Below are 20,525 nucleotides of genomic sequence, written 5' to 3' on the forward strand. Positions count from 1 at the left end.
TAATCTGGCAATTAAAGTGCCCGACAATTCAACTGGAGCAGGTTCAACTCTCGCAAGGCCACCGAGAACTTGGCGAACTCGTGAGTGCTGGTGGTCTTGAAGTCGGCCAACATGTGGGTCCAACGGGACAAGAGTTGCTCATGCTCCGAAATCCAGTCGGCCAGTATGGTAGCGCATTCTCCCTCTCCTTTGCACCCTTCCAGTACCACAGAAGTGAGACTGCGTTGCTGCCAGTCCAGATCTTCGCGGAAGGAAGCCCGCGCCATCGCCTGCCAGTGGTTACCGACCGGCTGATGGTTGATCTGGTCGAGGAACCAGTGCAGATCCAGTTTGGCCCCGAGACGATAATAGACATTGGCGACGCGCAGGATGTCAGTCTTGTGCTCTGCGGCAATCTGCGCCAGATCCAGACTGGAGAAGAGGCTGCTCATATGGGCGACCTGACGGGCAATGGCCTCCGGCACCTGTTTCTCCATCCACTTGGTAACAGCCTGACGATGCTCTGCCACTTCGCTCTCATCCATCACCTCGTAGAGGTGAGTGCCCAGGGTTTCAAACGCCGGACGGAAGAAGGCGATGTTCTCACTGATGCTCCAGCTGCGATTGCGGGCGCGCAGGAACCAACGGGTGGCACGACGCACGATGCGGCGGCTGTAGAACATCAGCTCGAGCTGGGTCTCTGCCCCCACCAGGTTGTCGCACCCTTCGATGTCCCGCCACAGCTGATTCATGCCAAACACCTCGCGGGCCATGGCAAAGCAGCAGGCCACTTCCGCCACCGAGGCACCGGTCTCGTCCTTCATCCGGCTGGCGAAGTTGAGCCCCATGTCGTTGACCAGCATGTTGGCCACCCGGGTAGCGATGATCTCGGAGCGCAATGGGTGATCGGCCAGCTGGGCACCAAACTGCTGCTGCAGCTTGGCCGGGAAGCTGGTGACCAGCATGTTGGCGAGGAAGGGCTCGTCGGTCACTTCCGGGCAGTTGAGCTGCTCTTTCAGTACCATCTTGCCGTAAGCAACCAGCACAGCCAGTTCAGGTCGGGTCAGCCCCTGCCCTGCTGCCATCCGCTCGGAGAGCTCCTCGTCAGAGGGCAGGAACTCCAGCGCACGGTCCAGCTTGCCTTCCCGCTCCAGCCCCTGAATAAAGCGCTGCTGCTCTTTGAGTTGTTCAGCACCGCGGAAGCTGGTGACCGAGATGGACTGGGACTGACGATAGGCGTTGGTGATCACGATCTGCGCCACGTCGTCGGTCATCTCGTAGAGCATCTGGTTGCGCTGCTTGAGGGTCAGATCGCCAGCTGCCACCAATTGGTTCAGCAGGATTTTGATGTTCACTTCGTTATCGGAGCAGTCCACACCGCCCACGTTGTCAGTAAAATCGGTGTTGATGCGGCCGCCCTGGCTGGCATACTCCACCCGACCGAGCTGGGTAAAGCCGAGGTTGCCCCCCTCGCCCACGATACGGGCCCGCAGATCGCGACCATTGACCCGCAATGCGTCATTGCTGCGATCGCCCACTTCCCCATCGCTCTCGCGAGCGCTCTTCACGTAGGTGCCGATGCCGCCGTTCCACAGCAGATCAACGTTGAGGCAGAGCAGCGCCTTGATCAGCTCGTTCGGGGCCATGCTGGCCTTGTCGGTGCCGAGCAGGGTCTGCATCTCGGGGCTCAGCTTGATGGACTTGGCGGAGCGCAGGAAGATGCCGCCCCCTTGTGATATCAGCTCGCGGTTGTAGTCATCCCAGCTGGAACCCGGCAGATCGAACAGGCGCTGGCGCTCGACAAAGCTCTTGGCTGCATCCGGATTGGGGTCAACGAAGATATGCATGTGGTTGAAGGCGCCCACCAGCCGGGTGTGCTCCGAGAGCAGCATACCGTTGCCGAACACGTCCCCCGCCATGTCGCCAATCCCGACACAGGTAAAATCAGTGGTCTGGCAGTTGACGCCGATCTCGCGAAAATGCCGCTTGACCGACTCCCAGGCGCCACGGGCGGTGATGCCCATCTTCTTGTGGTCGTAACCGACCGAGCCGCCGGAAGCAAACGCATCACCGAGCCAGTGGCCGTATTCGAGGCTGATCTCGTTGGCGATGTCGGAGAAGGTCGCCGTGCCCTTGTCGGCGGCAACCACCAGGTAGTAGTCATCCTCGTCGTGACGCACCACGGATGTCGGCGGGATCACCTCGCCGCCGATGATGTTGTCGGTCACATCGAGCAGGCCGCGAATAAACAGGCGGTAGCAGGCCTTGCCCTCCTCCTGGATGACGGCGCGGGTTGCCCCTGCCGGCATCTGCTTGCAGTAGAAACCGCCCTTGGCCCCCACCGGTACAATGACGGTGTTCTTCACCTGCTGGGCTTTCACCAGACCCAGCACCTCGGTGCGGAAGTCCTCTTTGCGATCGGACCAGCGCAGGCCGCCACGGGCCACCTTGCCCCAGCGCAGATGCACCCCTTCCACCCTCGGCGAGTAGACGAAGATCTCGAACTTGGGCAGTGGCAGCGGCATGTCGGTGATGCTGGAGGGCGCCAGTTTGAAGGATATGTAGGGCTTGATGTTGCCCGCTTTGTCCAGCTGGTAGTAGTTGGTGCGCAGGGTAGCGTCGATCATCTCTACATAGCGGCGAATGATGCGATCGTCATCTAGGTTGGCCACCTGATCCAGCTTGGCGGCAAGCGCCTCGTGCAGCTTGGCTTCTGCCTTGGCGTCCTGTTTGCCAGCCGGATCCAGGCGCTGTTCGAACAGGGTAAACAGCAGCTGGGCAATATCGGGGTAACGGGTGAGGGTCTCTTCGATATAGGACTGACTGAAGGAGACACCGGTCTGGCGCATGTATTTGGCATAGGCGCGCAGCACCGACACCTGACGGCCAGTGAGGCCCGCCCCCAGTACCAGTCGGTTGAAGCCGTCATCTTCCAGCTGCTTGTTCCAGATCGCGGCAAACGCCTGCTGGAAGCGCTGCTGGCTCTGGGCCAGATCAAAGGGCTGCTCGCCGTGCAGCAGCATGGAGAAGTCGAGGATCCAGAACAGATCGCCGCTCGGGGTGCGAACCTGATACGGGGTCTCGCCAATCACCCGCAGTCCCATGTTCTCCAGCATCGGCAGCACGTCTGAGAGGTGAATGGGTTCGGTGCGATGGAACAGCTTGAGGCGGACCCGACGATCGTTTTCCTCCTCCTGTGCGCGGTAGAACAGCATGCCGAGCGGCTCTGCTTCACTCAGGTTATCGAGCGCCATGATGTCGGCCACGGCAGAGCCCGGCAGCACATCTTCCTTGTAAGCGCGCGGGAAGGCAGTGCTGAAACGGCGACGCAGTTCGTTGCCGCGGGCTTCACCGTAGTGAGAGAGCAGCACGGAGTCGAGTCGGTCATCCCAGCTGCGGGCCGCTTCAATCAGGTTGTTCTGTACTTCGTTCACATCCACATCCACGTTGTTGTTGTTGACCCGCACTATGTAGTGGGTCCGCGCCAGCACGCCCTCGGTGAAGTAGACGTTGAACTCCACCTCTTCGTTGCTGCCAAAATAGTTCTGCAAAATTTGCTGGGTCTTGATCCGCAGCGCGGTGTTGTAGCGCTCCTTGGTGACATAGACCATGCAGGAGAAGAAGCGACCGTAGACATCACGGCGCACGAACAGTCGCAGCATGTCCCGCTCCTGCATCTCCAGCACGCCGAGACCGGTGGCCAGCAGCTCCTCTTCGCGGGCCTGGATCAGCTCGTCGCGGGGATAGGTTTCCAATACGTTGAGCAGCGCCTTGTAGGCGTGGGAACCCTTCTCGTGACCGGAGGCGGCCATGATGCGCTCGAGGCGATGACTGATGAGCGGGATCTGGGTCGCGCTGGTGTTGTAGATGGAAGAGGCGTAGAGGCCGATGAAGCAATCTTCCCCCACCACCTTGCCATGCTCGTCAAAGCGCTTGATGCCGATGTAATCCACATAGGCCGGGCGGTGAACCCGGGACTTGCTGTTGGATTTGGTGAGGATCAGCAGATCAGAACTCAGGGCAGCGTGACGGGCGCTGGCTGGCATGTTGCCAAGACGCTGGCCCACCTCCTTGATGGAGTTCTTCATCAGACCCAGACTGGAGCTCGCTTGCGGCAGGATCTCGTGATCCCCCTCCACCGCCTTGACGTCGTAACGGCGATAGCCCATCAGGGTGAAGTTGTGGGCAGCCACCCATTTGAGGAAGGCGACGCAGGAGGCTACCTCCTCCTTGCTGGCCGGACTCTTGCGCTTGGGCAGTTCGTCGATGATCTCATTGAGCTTGGCCAGCATCGGTTGCCAATCGCCGACCGCCAACGCCACTTCACCGGCCACCGAGTTGAGCTCGGCAGCCAGCGCAGCCATCTGCTCCTCGCTGGTCAGGTGATCGATCTCGATAAGGAATGCCGTTTCAACCGAGGTCTGCCCGTCGGTGTTATCGAGCGCCAGAATGGCGTCAATCTTGCCATCCGCGCCACGAATGAGATGCAGCGGTTGGTGCAGCATCATGTGGGCGGTGATATTGAGCCGCTTGAGCGCCATCCGGATGGAGTCCACCAGGAAGGGCGAGTCCTGCAGGATCACCTCGACAATCGTATGGGGGGACTGCCAGCCGTGACGGGTCAGCTCGGGGTTGTAGACCCGGATATAGGGGTCGGTGCCGGTACGCTGATTGAGGGCATTCCACAGGCTCAGGGCCGCGCCGTAGAGATCGCTGTCATTGCGATCGTGCAGATCGGAGCTCGCCATGTTGCCGTAGAACTTGGCAACGAAGCGCTCGACCAGAGAGGCACTGTTTTTGGGCAACTTCTGATGGATCAGGCTGAGAACGTTTTCGAGCAGAACTGAGGTAGGGGCGTCTTTCAATGCCATTTTTATATTCCTTATCGGACGACATTAACCACCGACGCAGAGGCAACCACCCTGGTTACCCGCTGGTGCAGAGTTGTTGCGAAGTGTAATGGCTTGGATAAGGGAAGGCGAGGAAAGGTGATAACGAGATGTTAAAAACAAGGTGCAGATCACGGCTTAAACTGTGAAAAATTTTGCAAATAACCAAAAATACAGAAATTCCCACTACCTTTGTGCCAGTTTACCGGATAGATAGTGACTCAAAGCAGATAAACAGTCGGTAATCTGTTCACTTTTTGTTAATTTATGCGTTCGAGACTGATAAAGCGGTAATCATCCTGGGTTTTCAGCCGAAAGTAGCCATGTACACCATTGATGGCGACAAAGGGCCGTATTTTTTCTATGCCAAGTTCCAGGGTCAGCCCCTGTTCGCTGCGCACCACCAGCCGTCTGGCATGGCCCTGATACATCAGCATCACCTCATCGCTATTCAATGAGAGCCGAAAAGTAAACTGCTTCACGCTTGCTCCTGATCACACTGCAAATCACCCAATGAGGGGCAGGCGCGTTCAACGCCCCTGCCCCGTCGACACTTACTGCTGCAGCGCCTTGCTTACCTTCTCGAACAGATCCCGTGCCAGCCCTTCAAGGTTGGCCAGACGGGTCAGCTCGGCGCGGATAAGGGCCTTACGGGCTTCATCCAGTCGCTTGAACTGGATAAGCGGGGTAATGAGGCGGGAGGCCACCTGCGGATTGACCTCGTTGAGCTCGATCAGCAGATCGGTCAGGAAGCGGTAACCGCTGCCATCCACCGCATGGAACTGCACCTGATTGCTCATGGCGAAACTGCCGATCAGCGCCCGCAGCCGGTTCGGGTTGCGAATGCTGAAGGTGGGGTGATTCATCGCCTGTTTCACTTCGCTAAGCACATCGGCAGCCGGTTTGCTGCCAATCAGCCGCAGCCAGTTGTCCAGCACCAGTCCATCCTTGGCCCACTTGCCCTCGAAATCGGCCAGCAGCGCGGCGCGACATGGCAACAGATAGCCGTTGGCCACCTGCAGCGCCGCTAGGGTATCGGTCATGTTGTCGGCGGTTGCATACTGCTCGCGCACCATCGCATCGGCATGCTCCGCATCCAGTGCCGCCAGATAGCCGAGCACTACCCCTTTGAGGGCTCGCTTGGCCATGTCGGCGGGTACCACCTGATAACCGCTCAGACGCAGACTCTGATAGGTTGCCGCCAAGCGCGCACCAAAGGCCTCGGCAAGACGGATGTGGATCGCGTCGCGCACCTGATGGATGGCGTCGATATCGGCCACCTCGAACAGCTCGGCCAGGGTCGCCTCACCGGGCAGCGCCAGGATCTCCGCCTTGAGGGCCAAATCCAGTTCACTGTCGTCCAGAATGGCGACGAAGGCGGCCAGCAGGGTTTGGGAGAGCTCAACCCCCTGCCCGTGCTGGACCCGCGCTACCCCTTCGATGACTGCCTTGTTGATCAGCATCTGGGCGGCATCCCAGCGGGCAAACTCGTTGCGAGCAAAGCGCATCAGGAAGGCGAGCGCTTCATCGCTGTAGTCATAGTGCAGTTTGACCGGGGCGGAGAAGTCCCGCAGCAGGGAGGGAACCGGCTTGACCGGCACCTGATCGAACTCGAAGGTCTGCTTCGCTTCCAGCACATCGAGCACGTTGCCGATAGCCTTGCCCTGATATTGCAGCGCAATGACGGCACCTTGCTCGTCATAGAGCTCGATGTCGAAGGGGATATGCAGCGGCAGCTTCTGCGGCTGCTCCTGGGTCGGCGGGGTGTGCTGGCTTACATGGAGGCGATAGATACCGCTGGCGGCATCGTACTCGTCGGTCACCGTCAGCTCGGGCGTGCCGGACTGGCTGTACCAGCGGCGGAAACGGCAGAGATCGACACCGGAAGCATCCTCCATCGCCTGCACGAAATCATCGCAGGTGGCGGCCGAGCCGTCGTGACGCTCGAAGTAGAGACGCATACCGGCCTGGAAGGCAGCTTCCCCCAGCAGGGTGTGCATCATGCGGATCACTTCCGACCCCTTCTCATAAACGGTCAGGGTGTAGAAGTTGTTCATCTCGATCACCACATCCGGGCGGATCGGGTGCGCCATGGGGCCGGCATCTTCGGCAAACTGCGGACCACGGACGGTACGCACGTTGTTGATGCGGTTGACGCCACGTGAGCCCAGATCGGAGGAGAACTCCTGATCCCGGAATACCGTCAGCCCCTCTTTCAGGCTGAGCTGGAACCAGTCGCGGCAGGTGACGCGGTTGCCGGTCCAGTTGTGGAAATATTCGTGACCGATCACCCTTTCGATACCGTGGTAATCGCTGTCGGTGGCGGTGGCCGAGTTGGCCAGCACGAACTTGGAGTTGAAGATGTTGAGTCCCTTGTTCTCCATGGCGCCCATGTTGAAGAAGTCCACCGCGACGATCATGTAGATGTCGAGATCATACTCGAGACCGAAACGCTGCTCGTCCCAGCGCATGGAGTTGATGAGACTCTCCATGGCAAAACCGGCTCTGTCCAGGTTGCCCTTGTCGACGAAGATCTCGAGGGCCACCTTGCGGCCGCTTTTGGTGGTGTAGTGGCTGCGTTCCACATCGAAATCACCGGCCACCAGCGCAAACAGGTAGCTCGGTTTGGGGAAAGGATCCTGCCACTGTACGAAATGACGGCCGCCATCCAGATCACCGCTATCGACCTTGTTGCCGTTGGAGAGCAGGAAGGGGAACTGGGCTTTGTCGGCGGTAATGCGGGTGCTGTAACGCGCCAGAATGTCGGGGCGGTCCAGATAGTAGGTAATGCGGCGGAACCCTTCCGCTTCACACTGGGTGCAGTAGGCATCGCCAGACTTGTAAAGCCCTTCCAGCGCAGTGTTGGCGGCCGGATCCAGCAGGGTGACGATGGTCAGCACACATTCGGCAGGCAGGTTGAACAGGGTCAGGCTGCTCTCGCCTTGCTCGTAGTGGTCACAGGGAATGCCATCGATGGCAACGCTCTTGAGGGTCAGCTGCTCGCCATCGAGTACCAGCGGCGCATTGTGCTCACCGTTGCGGCGAATGCGGGTGATGGCGGTGACCAGGGTCAGCGGCTCCTGCAGTTGGAAATCGAGGTCGATGGTGTCGATCCAGTAGAGCGGCGCCTGATAATCCTGGCGATATTTGGCCGTCATGGCCTGGGAGTGATCGGTCATTATTGTCTGCTTCCACGCTTGTTAAAGGCGAGAAAGAGGCTGTCACAACCAACTGGCGGGGTCAAACAATTTGCATTACGTCAGATACGCCAGACAAAAAGAAAGGGCGACCGAAGTCGCCCTTGTGCATTATTGGTCGCCTTGTCAGCTGCGTTTGCTGACCTTGGCCAGATCCGCCGTGATATTGGCCGCTTCGATGAGATACTCATCGGGCGCTTCAAAATCAGCGGGCAGTTCATCCAGACTCTTCACCGCCGGCTTGCCAAGACGTGCCAGACGCTCGTTGGTACGTTTGAGCGCTTTCTCATCCTGTTTCGCCTGCTCTGCAACACGCTCCGCCTCGTTGAGGGAGACCGACTTCTTGTCTTTCTCCTCCTTGTAGTCGGCGATGTCCTGCATCACATAGGCAAACTCGGGATCCTTGGCGATCCGGGCATCGTGAGCCGACTGCAACTTGGGCAGCAGGCTGGCGAAGTTGCCGAGTTTCTCGTAGTTGGCGGAGGCAATCTTGTCCCACGGCAACGCATTGAACTCACGGCTCTCGCCCGTCTCTTCCGGGGCAACCGGTGTCGGGAAGCTGATATCCGGCGCAACGCCCTTGTTCTGGGTGCTGCCACCGTCGATCCGGTAGAACTTGGCGATGGTGTACTGCACGTGACCCAGCGGCTGCTCGTAGAAGTCATAGACCTTGGCGAGGCTGCGATGCTGCTGCACCGTCCCCTTGCCGAACGAGTTTTCACCCAGGATCAGGGCGCGGCCATAATCCTGCATGGCGGCAGCGAAGATCTCGGAGGCCGAGGCACTGTAGCGGTCGATCATCACCGACATGGGGCCGCCGTAGTAGACGTTGCCATCATCATCACCATTGACCGTGATACGGCCCATGTGATCACGAATTTGCACCACGGGACCGCTGGCAAAGAAGAGACCGCTCAGAGCCGAGGCTTCGGTCAGGGCGCCACCGCCGTTACCGCGCAGATCGATGATCAGACCATCGATCTTCTGCTTGTTCAGGCTGGAGAGCTCCTTGATCACGTCGTCGTGCAGATTGACGTAGAAACTCGGGATCTCGATGACGCCAATCTTCTTGCCTTCGGCGTTAATCACCTTGGACTTGGCGGCACGGTCTTCGAGGCGAACCTTGTCGCGGGTCAACTCGATCTGCTCGGTCTTGGCGGTTGCGCCCTTGCCGCGCTGGATCTCCAGCTTGACCTTGCTCCCCTTGGGCCCCTTGATGAGCTCGACCACGTCATCAAGACGCCAGCCGATCACATCGACAATTTTGCCATCTTCCTGCCCTACCCCGGTGATCTTGTCATCGGGCTTGAGGTGGTTGGATTTGGCAGCCGGGCCACCGGGCACCAGCGAACGGATGACGGTAAAGTCATCTTCCGCCTGCAACACGGCACCGATCCCCTCCAGCGAGAGGTTCATCTCGGTGTTGAAACGATCGGCACTGCGCGGTGAGAGATAACTGGTGTGCGGTTCGATGGCGCGAGCAAAGGAGTTCATGAAGAGCTGGAAGACATCCTCGCTCTCGGTCTGGGACATCCGCTTGATGGCGTTGTTGTAACGCTTGCCAAGCAGCTCCTTGATCTCGGGCCACTCCTTGCCACTGAGCTTGAGGCTCAGGGCATCGAACTTGACCCGCTGACGCCACAGCTCGTTGAGCTCTGCTTCATCTTTGGGCCAAGCCGCCCCTTCCCGATCAAACACATAGTTGTCGGTCTGGGTAAAATCGAAAGGAGTATCAAGCAGTTTGAGGGCGTATTCGAACCGCTCATAACGCCGCTGCTGACTCAGGTTGAACATCTCGTAGGCGGGTGCCAGACGGCCTCTTTCGAGGTCGGTGTCAAAACCGTTACGATACTTTTCAAAACGGCTGATATCAGAGGCCAAAAACAGGTTGCGGCTGTAGTCCAGATTCTCCAGATATTTATCGAAAATCACGGAGGAAAAGGCATCGTCCAGCTTGAACTGTTTGTAGTGCGAGCGGGTAAACAGATTGGTAATTCGCTTGCTGGCCGTAGCATGTTGGCTCTCTTGAGCCAACACAGGCAAATCACTCTCCTTGAGCACCGGCTCGATGGCCTGTGCAAGCCCGGCAAGCGCCAGGCTACAGGCAACGAGGGAAAAACGAATTACGCCATGCTTCAACATTTGTCTCCTTAGAGAACCAAGTGCTCTGATTTGACCCGCACCATCATGCCGGTCTGCAGTTGGACCTGTACATCGTCCTTGGTTACTTCCTTGATGGTTGCCGGAACCGGGAATTTACCCATAACGACGCGCACATCCTGGCCCACTTTCAGCGTAGCGGCATCCACTTTAACAAGCGGAGCTTCAGCGACCGGTGCCTTGGCGGCAGCTTTCGGCTTGGCAGCTACATCAGCTTTCTCGGTTTTGCGCACAGCAGGACGACGGGGCTTCTTGGCCTTCTCATCCTTCTCTTTGGTATTGGTACGACGGCTGGCGAATACGCGCTCTTTGCTCTCTTTCAGAGCTTGCTTGGCGTGCTCGATGTGCTCTTCGGTCAGCAGTTCGCCCGGGTTGCCGTCCAGATCAACGCGAGCCTGGCCAGCTTTGAGGCCGTGCAGGTAGCGCCAGCTGGAGGTGTATTGACGCAGTGCGGAACGCAGCATGGTCTTGGAGACTCTGGCATCGTCAGCAAGACGCTCGGCCAAATCCTGGAAGATGCCAATCTTGAGCGGCTTGGCCTCTCCTTCAGCAACGAAGCAGGCCGGGAATTTCTCGACCAGGTAGGCAACGATCTCTTTACTGTTCTTCAGCTTCTCAGTGTTTTCCATGTATAACCTTGGCTTTCATATAAACGCACGGGCACGTCCCGAGCACAACAAAGGCCCCATTATAGAGAGCTTGGGGCCTTTTGCGAACCATCTAGCAATGACTTAGAGCATGCTTTCCAAAATTTGCACCGTTTCTTCGAGGCCAATCCGGTCTTCCTGGTCGAAACGGTTAAAAATCGGACTGTCGATATCGAGCACCCCGATGATCTCGCCACCACGGCGCACCGGGATCACGATTTCCGAGTTGCTCGCGCCATCGCAAGCGATGTGACCGTCAAACTGGTGGACATCGTCAATGAGCTGGGTTCTCCCCTCTGCCACTGCCGTACCACACACCCCGCGGCCGACCGGGATCCGCACGCAGGCCGGTTTGCCTTGAAACGGCCCCAATACCAGGGTCTCGCCCTGCAACAGATAAAAACCGACCCAGTTGATCTCCGTCAGCTCCTGATTCAGCAGCGCAGACAAGTTGGCCAGATTGGCAATCAGATCGGTTTCCCCCTCCAGCAGCGCCTTTGCTTGCTGGTTGAGGGTGCGATAAAACGGTTGTTTTTCAATCATGATTAAATGAACTTCACTCCCTGATGGTTTGGGGAAGGTAACGCCTGGCCGGGAAATTTCAAATATTTTTTCCACTCCCCACCTCTTGCACCGTTATTCCCGGGCAACGGAAAGCGCCAATTGCTGGCGTTGACCATTACTCCACTCGATATTTAACAACCAGATCATGACGGGTGACGTACAGCTCCCCACCTGGGTCACCCCCTGCCACTGTCCGTCTATTTGTTCAAAGCTCACCGGAATGGTGCCCATAAACATATCTTTGCCTTCGAGCGTTGCTTTCACCGGCTTGATGGCTGGATCACCACCGGTAATAGCGATGGCAAAGTCATGTTCGGCGCGCAGCGGGAAATCCTTGATGGCCACAGTGAGCGGCTTGTCACCGATCAGCGCGCTGCAAGGGGTGTGGGAAAGATCACAAATCTGATCTTTTTTCTGGTCAGCAGAGACGCTGTTATCAGCCGAAAACCAGGTGCGGTAGGCAATCAGCGCCAGCAACAACGCCAGCACCAGTGCGAGGTGCAAAACTTTACGTGCGGTAAGTCTCTCTTTCATCAAAAACAGCCCGATTAAGATGCAATTAAAATAGTTTTTTGTGATCTCGAACAAGGTAAAAAACCGCCATAACGAGACCGGACGGAGCCAAATATATCACTGTTTATACTGTTATTTTACCTGTCAGTTCAGTATCATTCCCATGAAGTTTTCATTTAGCCATCTTTTGCTTTTCCTTTCGTTAACAGATGTTAACAACTGGTCGGCGGTGGCTGATGAAGCCAGTCCGGTTCTCCGGATACAAAACCAAACAACAGCAGCATCGGAAGCGGAATATAACGATGAGCCATACAACTAACCATCCTGAGTACAACTACACCGTTGTTCGCCAGTTTACCGTCATGACGATTGTCTGGGGAATTGTCGGCATGTCGGTTGGCGTACTGATCGCAGCCCAGTTGATCTGGCCTGCTCTCAACTTCGAGACTCCGTGGCTGACTTACAGTCGTCTGCGGCCCCTTCATACCAACGCAGTGATCTTCGCCTTCGGCGTCAGTGCACTGATGGCCACCTCGTTCTACGTGGTGCAGCGCACCTGTCAAACCAGACTGTTTGGTGGCCCGCTGGCAACCTTCGTCTTCTGGGGCTGGCAAGCGATCATCCTCTCTGCCGCCATCTCTCTGCCGCTGGGTTACACCTCCGCCAAAGAGTATGCCGAGCTGGAGTGGCCGATTGATATCGCCATCACTGTGGTATGGGTTGCCTATGCCATCGTCTTCTTCGGCACTCTGATGAAGCGCACCACCTCCCACATCTATGTGGCGAACTGGTTCTTCGGCGCCTTCATCATCACAGTCGCGGTGCTGCACATCGTCAACAACATGGAAGTGCCGCTCTCGGGCATGAAGTCCTACTCCATGTACTCCGGCGCCATGGACGCCATGGTGCAGTGGTGGTATGGCCACAACGCGGTAGGCTTCCTGCTGACCGCCGGCTTCCTGGGGATGATGTACTACTTCGTGCCCAAGCAGGCCGGTCGTCCGGTTTACTCCTATCGCCTCTCCATCGTGCACTTCTGGGCGCTGATCTCCCTCTATATCTGGGCCGGTCCGCACCACCTGCACTACACCGCACTGCCTGACTGGGCTCAGTCGCTGGGCATGGTGATGTCCCTGATCCTGTTCGTGCCCTCCTGGGGCGGCATGATCAACGGCATCATGACCCTCTCCGGAGCGTGGCACAAACTGCGTTATGACCCCATCCTGCGATTCCTGATCGTCTCCCTCTCTTTCTACGGCATGTCGACCTTCGAAGGCCCGATGATGGCGATCAAAACCGTCAACGCCCTCTCCCACTACACCGACTGGACCGTTGGTCACGTTCACTCCGGTGCGCTGGGCTGGGTTGCCATGGTCTCCATCGGTGCGGTCTATCACCTGATCCCGAACCTGTTCGGCCAGGGCCGGATGTACAGCATCAAGCTGATCAACGTTCACTTCTGGCTGGCGACCGTGGGCACCGTGCTCTACATCGTTGCCATGTGGATTTCCGGCGTGATGCAGGGCCTGATGTGGCGTGCAGTCAACGAAGACGGCACCCTGACCTACAGCTTCGTTGAAGCGCTGCAGGCATCCTATCCCTTCTATTTCGTGCGCTTCCTGGGAGGCTGCTTCTTCGTCACCGGCATGTTGCTGCTGGCTTACAACGCCTATCGCACCATCACTGCGCCCAAAGGTTCTCTGGAACCTATCGCCCAGCCAGCCTGATTGAAGAGGTCAACCCATGAGCAACAATAACCGTCACGAAATATTTGAAAAAAGCGTACCCATGCTGGTGGTCGGCATCATCTTCGCCATCAGTCTGGGGGGCCTGGTTGAAATCACCCCGCTGTTCTTCCAGAAGCAAACCACCGAGCCGGTGGAGGGCCTCAAGCCCTACACCGCTCTGCAGATGGAAGGGCGCGACATCTTCATCCGCGAAGGCTGCACCAACTGCCACAGCCAGATGATCCGTCCGTTCCGTGCCGAGACCGAGCGTTACGGTCACTACTCGGTCGCTGGCGAGAGCGTCTGGGAGCACCCCTTCCTGTGGGGCTCCAAGCGTACTGGTCCGGATCTGGCCCGTGTTGGCGGTCGTTACTCCGATGCCTGGCACCACGCTCACCTGATCAATCCGCGCGATGTGGTACCGGAGTCCAACATGCCCGGTTACCCCTGGCTTGACACCAACGTGCTGACCGGCGAGATGACAGCCAAGAAACTGGCGCTGTTCCGCGATCACTTCGGTGTGCCGTATACCGACGCCGATATTCAGGGTGCCGGGGAAGCGGTCAAAGGCAAGACCGAGCTTGAAGCACTCATCGCTTACCTCCAGTCACTGGGCCATGCCCTGAAATAAGGAGTCTCAAGATGGATTACGGCACATTTCGCGGTCTGTACACCCTGCTGTTGATGGCCATCATGATTGGCATCATCGTCTGGGCTTACAGCAAACGCCGCAAGACCTCTTTCGACGAGGCTGCCAACCTGGTTTTTGCCGATGATGAGCAACCCGGTGCTGATAAAAAGAACGCAGGAGCGAAACAATAATGAGCACTCTGTTTAGCATTTTTGTGACTGTCATCAGTCTGGGAACCATCCTCGGCTGCTTCTTGCTGCTGATGTGGTGCCGCAAGGACAAGATGGGTGTTGAAGAAGGTAAATCGATGGGCCACTCCTTCGATGGCATCGAGGAGATCAACAACCCGCTGCCGAAGTGGTGGACTTACATGTTCCTCTTCTTCATCGTCACCGGTCTGGTCTATCTGGTCGCCTTCCCGGGTCTGGGTAACTGGAAAGGTGTGCTGGGCTGGCAGAGCTCCAACCAGGATGTGCGCTCGCTGGCAGAGTCCAAAGCGGCGACCGCATCGGCCAAGGCCGAAGGTCGCGCGGTGGAGTATGACCGCGAGGTTGCCAAGGCTGACGAGATCTACGGCGCCAAGTTCCGTGAACTCACCTATGAAGCGGACGGCAAAACCTATCGTGCCATCACCGAGATCGCCAAGGATCCGGAAGCCCTGAAAGTGGGTCAGCGTCTGTTCCTGCAGAACTGTTCCCAGTGCCACGGCTCCGATGCCCGCGGTGGCCGCGGCTTCCCGAACCTGACCGACAGCGAATGGCAATGGGGCGGTCAGCCGGAGAACATCAAGACCACCATCATGGGCGGTCGCCAGGGGATCATGGCTGCCTGGGGTGAAATCCTCGGCAAAGATGGCGTTCAGGAAGTGGCCTCCTATGTACTGAGCCTCTCCGGTCGCAAGGTCGATCTGGTTGAAGCGAAGAAAGGTGAAGCTCGCTTTGCCATCTGCGCAGCCTGCCACGGGGCCGATGCCAAGGGTGGTATTGCCGTCGGTGCACCAGATCTCACCAACAACACCTGGCTCTACGGTGGCTCCCGCGAAGTGGTGGTGCAGACCATCACCCACGGTCGTCACGGTGTGATGCCAGCCTGGAAAGACATTCTGGGTGAGGACAAGGTTCACCTGCTGGCCTCCTACGTTTACAGCCTGTCTCATCAACAGTCTGCCAAATAAGGTTCGCCCGTAACGTTGTAACATGTGATAAACACGTGATTACACAGCAAAAAGCCTCGACTCCTCGAGGCTTTTTGTTATCTTGTGTTGCGTAAAAACCATCTTCCACGTTAATCATTCGTTTCATGGCAGTAGCAATCATGACCCAACCTCTATCCAAACCGTGGTATCGCCAATTCTGGCCCTGGTTTATCATCGCCCTCCCCACTGCCGCCGTTGTCGGCAGCATCACCACCGCCATCATTGCCAGCCAGGATGGGGTCAATCTGGTGGCCGAGGACTATTACAAACAAGGGAAAGAGATCAATCAGGACTTGAGCAAGTTTGACCGCTCCGAAGCGCTCAATATCCGCTTTGGGCTGGAGGTTGACGGCAACGAGCTGACTCTCAAAGCCATCAGCGGCGACATTCCCGCCGGGCAAGCCCTCTATCTCTCGCTGTTCCACCCGACGTTGGCAGGTCAGGACAGCGAACACATGATCACCGCCGATGCGAGCGGCACCTATCGTCTCCATTTCGACAAGCCGCTGGTCGGCAAGTGGCACATTCGGGTCGATGCCTTCGATCACCAGTGGCGATTGCAAGAGACCGTCCAGCTGCCCACCCTGGCCCCTGTCGAACTCGACCCGAAGGGACGCTAAGCCATGATCGGCTTTTCTCATTATGGCGAGCTGGTTCTCGCCAGCCCCCCCGCAGCTCGCATCCTGCATTCAGGGGGCCATAAACCATGACCCCGTGCTTTCACTGTGGCGAGCCGGTGCCCGCCAATAGTGGCTATTCCCTCGAGATAAAGGGGATTGTTCGCCCCATGTGCTGCCCCGGTTGTCAGGCGGTGGCGGAAACCATCATGGAGTGCGGCCTCGCCAGTTACTACGATCACCGCACCGCCCCCGGCACCAAGGGGGATCTGGTGCCCGAGGAGCTGGCCGCCCTCACCCACTACGACCTGGCCGAGATCCAGCAGGAGTTTGTCACCGAAAGTGGCACCCTTCGTGAAATCCAGCTGACGGTCGAGGGGCTCACCTGCGCTGCCTGTGCCTGGCTTATTGAACGCCACCTGATGACCCTGAGCGGCCTGCGCTATATCAACGTCAACACCACCACCCACCGGGCCCGTATCAAATGGGATCCGGACCAGCTCTCCCTGAGTGACATCCTCAAGGGATTCGCCCAAATTGGCTATCGCGCCTACCCGTTCCAGACCCATCAACAGGAGGCGCTTTACGCCAAAGAGGTGCGCAGCTATATGTTCCGGCTGGCATTGGCAGGCCTGGGCTCGATGCAGGTGATGATGTGCGCCGTGGCCCTCTACATGGACCTCTTCATCAGTGTTGAAGATGAGTTCATGGTCTACTTCAAGTGGATAAGCCTGCTGCTCTCCACCCCCATCATGATCTACTCAGCCCAGCCCTTTTATGTGGGTGCCTGGCGCAGTCTGAAGCAGGGTCACCTGTCGATGGATGTGTCGGTGTCGCTGGCGCTGATCGGGGCTTTTATCGCCTCCATGTGGGCCACTGTGCTCAATACCGGTGAGGTCTATTACGACTCCATCACCATGTTCGTCTTCTTCCTGCTGCTGGGGCGCTTTCTCGAATTGCGGGCTCGGCGCAAGGCGTCTGAGTCGAGCTCCAACCTGGCGCGGCTGGTGCCCATCATGGCGACCCGCATCGATGATGAAGGGGAACATGAGGTAGCGGCCAAAACCTTGCAGGTCGGCGATCGGGTACGGGTGCTGGCCGGTGCCACCTTGCCGGCTGACGGCATCATTGTCGAAGGACAAGCCAGCCTCAACGAATCCATGCTGACCGGCGAACAGCTGCCCCTGCTCAAACAGCCCGGCGATCAGGTCTATGCCGGCACCATCAACACGGATGCGCCGCTGCAGATCCGGGTCAGCCACCGCATCGAAGAGTCGCGGATCGCCCAGATCATGCGGCTGCAGGATCACGCCCTCGACGACAAACCGGCCATCGCCCAGATGGCGGATCAGCTGTCGCGCCACTTTATTCTGGTACTGCTGATCATTGCCGCCGCGGTCTGGACCTTCTGGCACTTCCATCAACCGGATCAGGCGTTCTGGGTCACCCTCGCCGTGCTGGTTGCCACCTGCCCTTGCGCCCTGTCGCTGGCTACCCCGACGGCGCTGACCTCGGCCACCGCCAATCTGACTCGCAACGGCATTTTGCTGCGCCGCGGTCATGTGCTGGACGTGCTGACCAAGGCCAACCGGATCGTGATGGACAAGACCGGCACCCTGACCACAGGCAACGTCAGCCTGACGCAGACTCAGGCGTTGGCCGACCTTGACGAGGCGCACTGCCTCGCCATCGCCCGGGCCATGGAGGCGCAATCCGAACACCCCATTGCCCGCGCTTTCCGGTTGCCCGCCGACAACATCACAGTGCTGCCATCCGCCCGCGAGATCACCCCGGTCATCGGTCATGGCATCACGGCGCTGGTGGATGGCGTACGCTACCGCATCGGCAGTGCCCGCTGGCTTGGGCTGGATCCGGCGCAAGAGCACGGCCGCGGTCTGGCTATCTATCTGGCCGACGAGCAGCAGCTATTGGCGCGCTTCAATCTGGAAGATACCCTGCGCCCCGACGCCAAGGCGTTGATCGCGGCATTCAAGGCGGCCGGTCTGCAAACCACGGTGCTGACTGGTGACAGCTCCCTGCAGGCAGATGAGATTGCCCGCGAGCTGGGAGTGAATGAGCTGGTCAAGGGGGTCTCACCCGATGGCAAGCTGGCCTATCTCAAGGCTCGTGAAGCCCAAGGGGATATCAGCATCATGGTGGGCGATGGCATCAACGACGCCCCGGTACTGGCCGGGGCTCACGCCTCGTTCGCCATGGCTGGTGGCACCGATCTGGCGAAAAACAGCGCCGATGCCATCCTGCTGGCCGATGACTTGAGCCGACTGCTTGAGGCCAGAGTGCTGGCAATGCGTACCCGCAAGATCATCATCGAGAACTTCGCCTGGTCCATCGGTTACAACCTGCTGGTGTTGCCGCTGGCGGCCTGCGGCTGGCTCCCCCCTTATCTGGCGGCGGCAGGCATGTCGCTCAGCTCGCTCATCGTGGTGACCAACTCCATGCGTCTCAACCGATGAGGCCGGTGGCGGAAAATAGCTGAAAATGTGGCCTGCCTCCGATGCAGGCCACATTTCTAACTGATAGCGGCTGGCCCCCTGCCCGAACAGGGTTACCATAGGGGACACTTGCCAAGGATGAACGCCAAGGTACCTCTCATGAATATAATTTTTGTCCTGATCCCCATCGCCATCCTGTTTGTGATCATCGCCGGGGTCGTCTTCTTCTGGGCCATTCGCTCCGAGCAGTTTGAAGATCTCGACCGGCAGGGCTCCAACATCCTGTTTGACGAAGAGCAACCCGCCCGCAAACCCGCAAAGCCTGCTGACAATGACCCACAACCTTGATCTGGCCGGGGCCCTGCTGGTAGGACTGGCAGGCTCTGCCCACTGTATCGGGATGTGCGGTGGCGTCTCCGCTGCGCTCTCAATGGCGATCCCCGCCAACAAGCAGCACTTCTGGGGGCGGCTCGCCTATCTGCTCAACTACAACCTCGGCCGGATCCTGAGCTATGTCATTGCAGGCGCCTTGGCTGGCGGGCTGCTGGCGACCACCAGCGAACTGGGCGCTGGCAAACACGCCATCGCCGGACTGCGCCTGGTGGCGGCACTGCTGATGATTGCGCTTGGCCTCTATCTGGCGGGCTGGTGGCACGGGATCTTGCTGCTGGAGCGGCTCGGTGCCAGGCTTTGGCCCCGTATCAAACCGCTGGCGGGCAAGTTTCTTCCCTTCACCTCACCGCTGCAGGCACTACCGTTTGGCATGGTGTGGGGGTGGCTGCCCTGCGGGCTGGTCTACTCCATGCTGACCTGGAGCGCGGCGGCGGGGTCGGCCAGTGGCGGAGCGCTGATCATGCTCTTTTTTGGCCTCGGTACCCTGCCCACCTTGTTTGCGTTGGGGGGGCTTGCCGATCGCCTGAGATACTGGCTCACCCTGCGCAGTTTGCGCCTTGGCGGTGCCCTGCTGCTCATTTTGTTCGGGGTGCATACCCTGTGGATTGGGATTGCTTCCTTTTGAAACCCTATCCAAAACGGATGAGTTGATGGTAAACTTGTTTGATATAAATCAATTATTCGTATGAGCCTATGATCCCGGAAAAGAAACCTGGCAGACGTATCCAGAGCGGTGGCTGTGCAATTCATTGCCAGGATTGCAGTATCAGTCAGCTCTGTATTCCCTTCACTCTGAACGACAACGAGCTTGATCAGCTGGACAGCATCATCGAGCGCAAAAAGCCGATCCAGAAGGGTGAAGAGCTGTTCAAGGCTGGCGACGAGTTCAAATCGCTCTATGCCATCCGTTCCGGGACCATCAAGTCTTACACCATCACCGAGCAAGGGGATGAGCAGATCACCGCGTTCCACCTCGCTGGCGATCTGGTTGGTTTCGATGCCATCCACAAACAGGCACACCCCTCCTTCGCCCAAGCGCTGGAAACCGCCATGGTGTGCGAGATCCCGTTTGAAGTGCTCGACGACCTCTCCGGCAAGATGCCCAAGCTGCGTCAGCAGATCATGCGTCTGATGAGCAACGAAATCATGGGCGATCAGGAGATGATCCTGTTGCTCTCCAAGAAAAATGCCGAAGAGCGCCTCGCCGCCTTCCTGCACAATCTGTCGGTACGCTTCTCCGAGCGTGGCTTCTCCGCCAAGGAGTTCCGTCTCTCCATGACCCGTGGCGATATCGGCAACTATCTGGGGCTGACCGTCGAGACCATCAGTCGTCTGCTCGGCCGTTTCCAGAAGTCCGGTCTTATCAGCGTCAAAGGCAAATACATTACCGTGCTGGATCAGGTCGCCCTTGGCATGATGGCCGGTGCAACCCGACCAGCCTGTGGCTAAGCACACGTCTTAAACCCCGCTTTCTCTGCCGGATCCTTTCCTCTGGAATGTGATCCGGTACGTTCCCGTTACCCTCCTCCTGCGCTAAGCTGTAATAGCTAACATTCTGCT

General features: G+C 58.3%; 16 protein-coding genes. 9 read left to right on the forward strand and 7 right to left on the reverse strand.

Annotated elements, in window-relative coordinates; translation table 11 throughout:
• Positions 1-11 precede the first annotated feature (11 nt).
• From OKC27_RS16370 to OKC27_RS16400, 7 genes are all read right to left on the reverse strand, one after another.
• Entirely contained in the window at positions 12-4,850 is a 4,839-nt protein-coding gene (locus OKC27_RS16370; RefSeq protein WP_270806488.1) for an NAD-glutamate dehydrogenase, read from the reverse strand.
• Positions 4,851-5,128: 278 nt separating this feature from the next.
• Positions 5,129-5,350 (reverse strand): DUF2835 family protein, encoded by a 222-nt coding sequence (locus OKC27_RS16375; RefSeq protein ID WP_005351919.1) that lies wholly within the window; start codon positions 5,348-5,350, stop codon positions 5,129-5,131.
• A 72-nt stretch (positions 5,351-5,422) separates the two neighbouring features.
• Positions 5,423-8,047, reverse strand: a complete 2,625-nt coding sequence (pepN, locus tag OKC27_RS16380; protein WP_270806489.1) for an aminopeptidase N — start codon at positions 8,045-8,047, stop codon at positions 5,423-5,425.
• Positions 8,048-8,191: 144 nt separating this feature from the next.
• Positions 8,192-10,207, reverse strand: a complete 2,016-nt coding sequence (gene prc / locus OKC27_RS16385; RefSeq protein WP_042062350.1) for a carboxy terminal-processing peptidase — start codon at positions 10,205-10,207, stop codon at positions 8,192-8,194.
• A gap of 8 nt (positions 10,208-10,215) precedes the next feature.
• Positions 10,216-10,854, reverse strand: a complete 639-nt coding sequence (gene proQ / locus OKC27_RS16390; RefSeq protein ID WP_042062349.1) for an RNA chaperone ProQ — start codon at positions 10,852-10,854, stop codon at positions 10,216-10,218.
• Between the two features lie 102 nt (positions 10,855-10,956).
• On the reverse strand, positions 10,957-11,415 hold the full coding sequence (locus OKC27_RS16395; protein WP_042062348.1) for a GAF domain-containing protein: 459 nt from the start codon (positions 11,413-11,415) through the stop codon (positions 10,957-10,959).
• Between the two features lie 93 nt (positions 11,416-11,508).
• Positions 11,509-11,970 carry a hypothetical protein gene (locus OKC27_RS16400; protein ID WP_270806494.1) on the reverse strand — a complete coding sequence of 154 codons (462 nt, stop codon included), beginning with the start codon at positions 11,968-11,970 and terminating at the stop codon, positions 11,509-11,511.
• Positions 11,971-12,251: 281 nt separating this feature from the next.
• On the opposite strand from OKC27_RS16400, the gene ccoN reads away from it, so the two are divergent.
• From ccoN to OKC27_RS16445, 9 genes are all read left to right on the forward strand, one after another.
• Positions 12,252-13,676 (forward strand): cytochrome-c oxidase, cbb3-type subunit I, encoded by a 1,425-nt coding sequence (gene ccoN / locus OKC27_RS16405; RefSeq protein WP_042062346.1) that lies wholly within the window; start codon positions 12,252-12,254, stop codon positions 13,674-13,676.
• A gap of 16 nt (positions 13,677-13,692) precedes the next feature.
• Positions 13,693-14,307 (forward strand): cytochrome-c oxidase, cbb3-type subunit II, encoded by a 615-nt coding sequence (gene ccoO, locus OKC27_RS16410; protein ID WP_042062345.1) that lies wholly within the window; start codon positions 13,693-13,695, stop codon positions 14,305-14,307.
• A gap of 11 nt (positions 14,308-14,318) precedes the next feature.
• Complete coding sequence (locus OKC27_RS16415) at positions 14,319-14,498, forward strand: CcoQ/FixQ family Cbb3-type cytochrome c oxidase assembly chaperone (protein WP_005336620.1); 180 nt, start codon at positions 14,319-14,321, stop codon at positions 14,496-14,498.
• Positions 14,498-15,481 (forward strand): cytochrome-c oxidase, cbb3-type subunit III, encoded by a 984-nt coding sequence (ccoP, locus tag OKC27_RS16420; RefSeq protein WP_042062344.1) that lies wholly within the window; start codon positions 14,498-14,500, stop codon positions 15,479-15,481. Before OKC27_RS16415 ends, ccoP begins: the two co-directional genes overlap by 1 nt.
• Positions 15,482-15,621: 140 nt before the next feature.
• A complete protein-coding gene (locus OKC27_RS16425; RefSeq protein WP_182971002.1) occupies positions 15,622-16,122 on the forward strand; it encodes a FixH family protein in 501 nt (166 codons plus the stop codon).
• 86 nt (positions 16,123-16,208) lie between these two features.
• Entirely contained in the window at positions 16,209-18,593 is a 2,385-nt protein-coding gene (locus OKC27_RS16430) for a heavy metal translocating P-type ATPase (protein ID WP_270806490.1), read from the forward strand.
• A gap of 138 nt (positions 18,594-18,731) precedes the next feature.
• Positions 18,732-18,920 (forward strand): cbb3-type cytochrome oxidase assembly protein CcoS, encoded by a 189-nt coding sequence (gene ccoS / locus OKC27_RS16435; protein WP_042062342.1) that lies wholly within the window; start codon positions 18,732-18,734, stop codon positions 18,918-18,920.
• The gene (locus OKC27_RS16440) at positions 18,904-19,590 is read left to right on the forward strand and encodes a sulfite exporter TauE/SafE family protein (protein WP_197929989.1); all 687 of its coding nucleotides are present in this window, start codon (positions 18,904-18,906) and stop codon (positions 19,588-19,590) included. The genes ccoS and OKC27_RS16440 overlap by 17 nt, the downstream gene beginning before the upstream one ends.
• A 68-nt stretch (positions 19,591-19,658) precedes the next feature.
• Positions 19,659-20,414: an FNR family transcription factor gene (locus OKC27_RS16445; RefSeq protein ID WP_042062338.1), complete on the forward strand. Its 756-nt coding sequence runs from the start codon at positions 19,659-19,661 to the stop codon at positions 20,412-20,414.
• Positions 20,415-20,525: the final 111 nt, after the last annotated feature.

It is taken from the genome of Aeromonas sp. QDB62, from assembly GCF_027705695.1.
Lineage (GTDB): Bacteria > Pseudomonadota > Gammaproteobacteria > Enterobacterales > Aeromonadaceae > Aeromonas > Aeromonas allosaccharophila.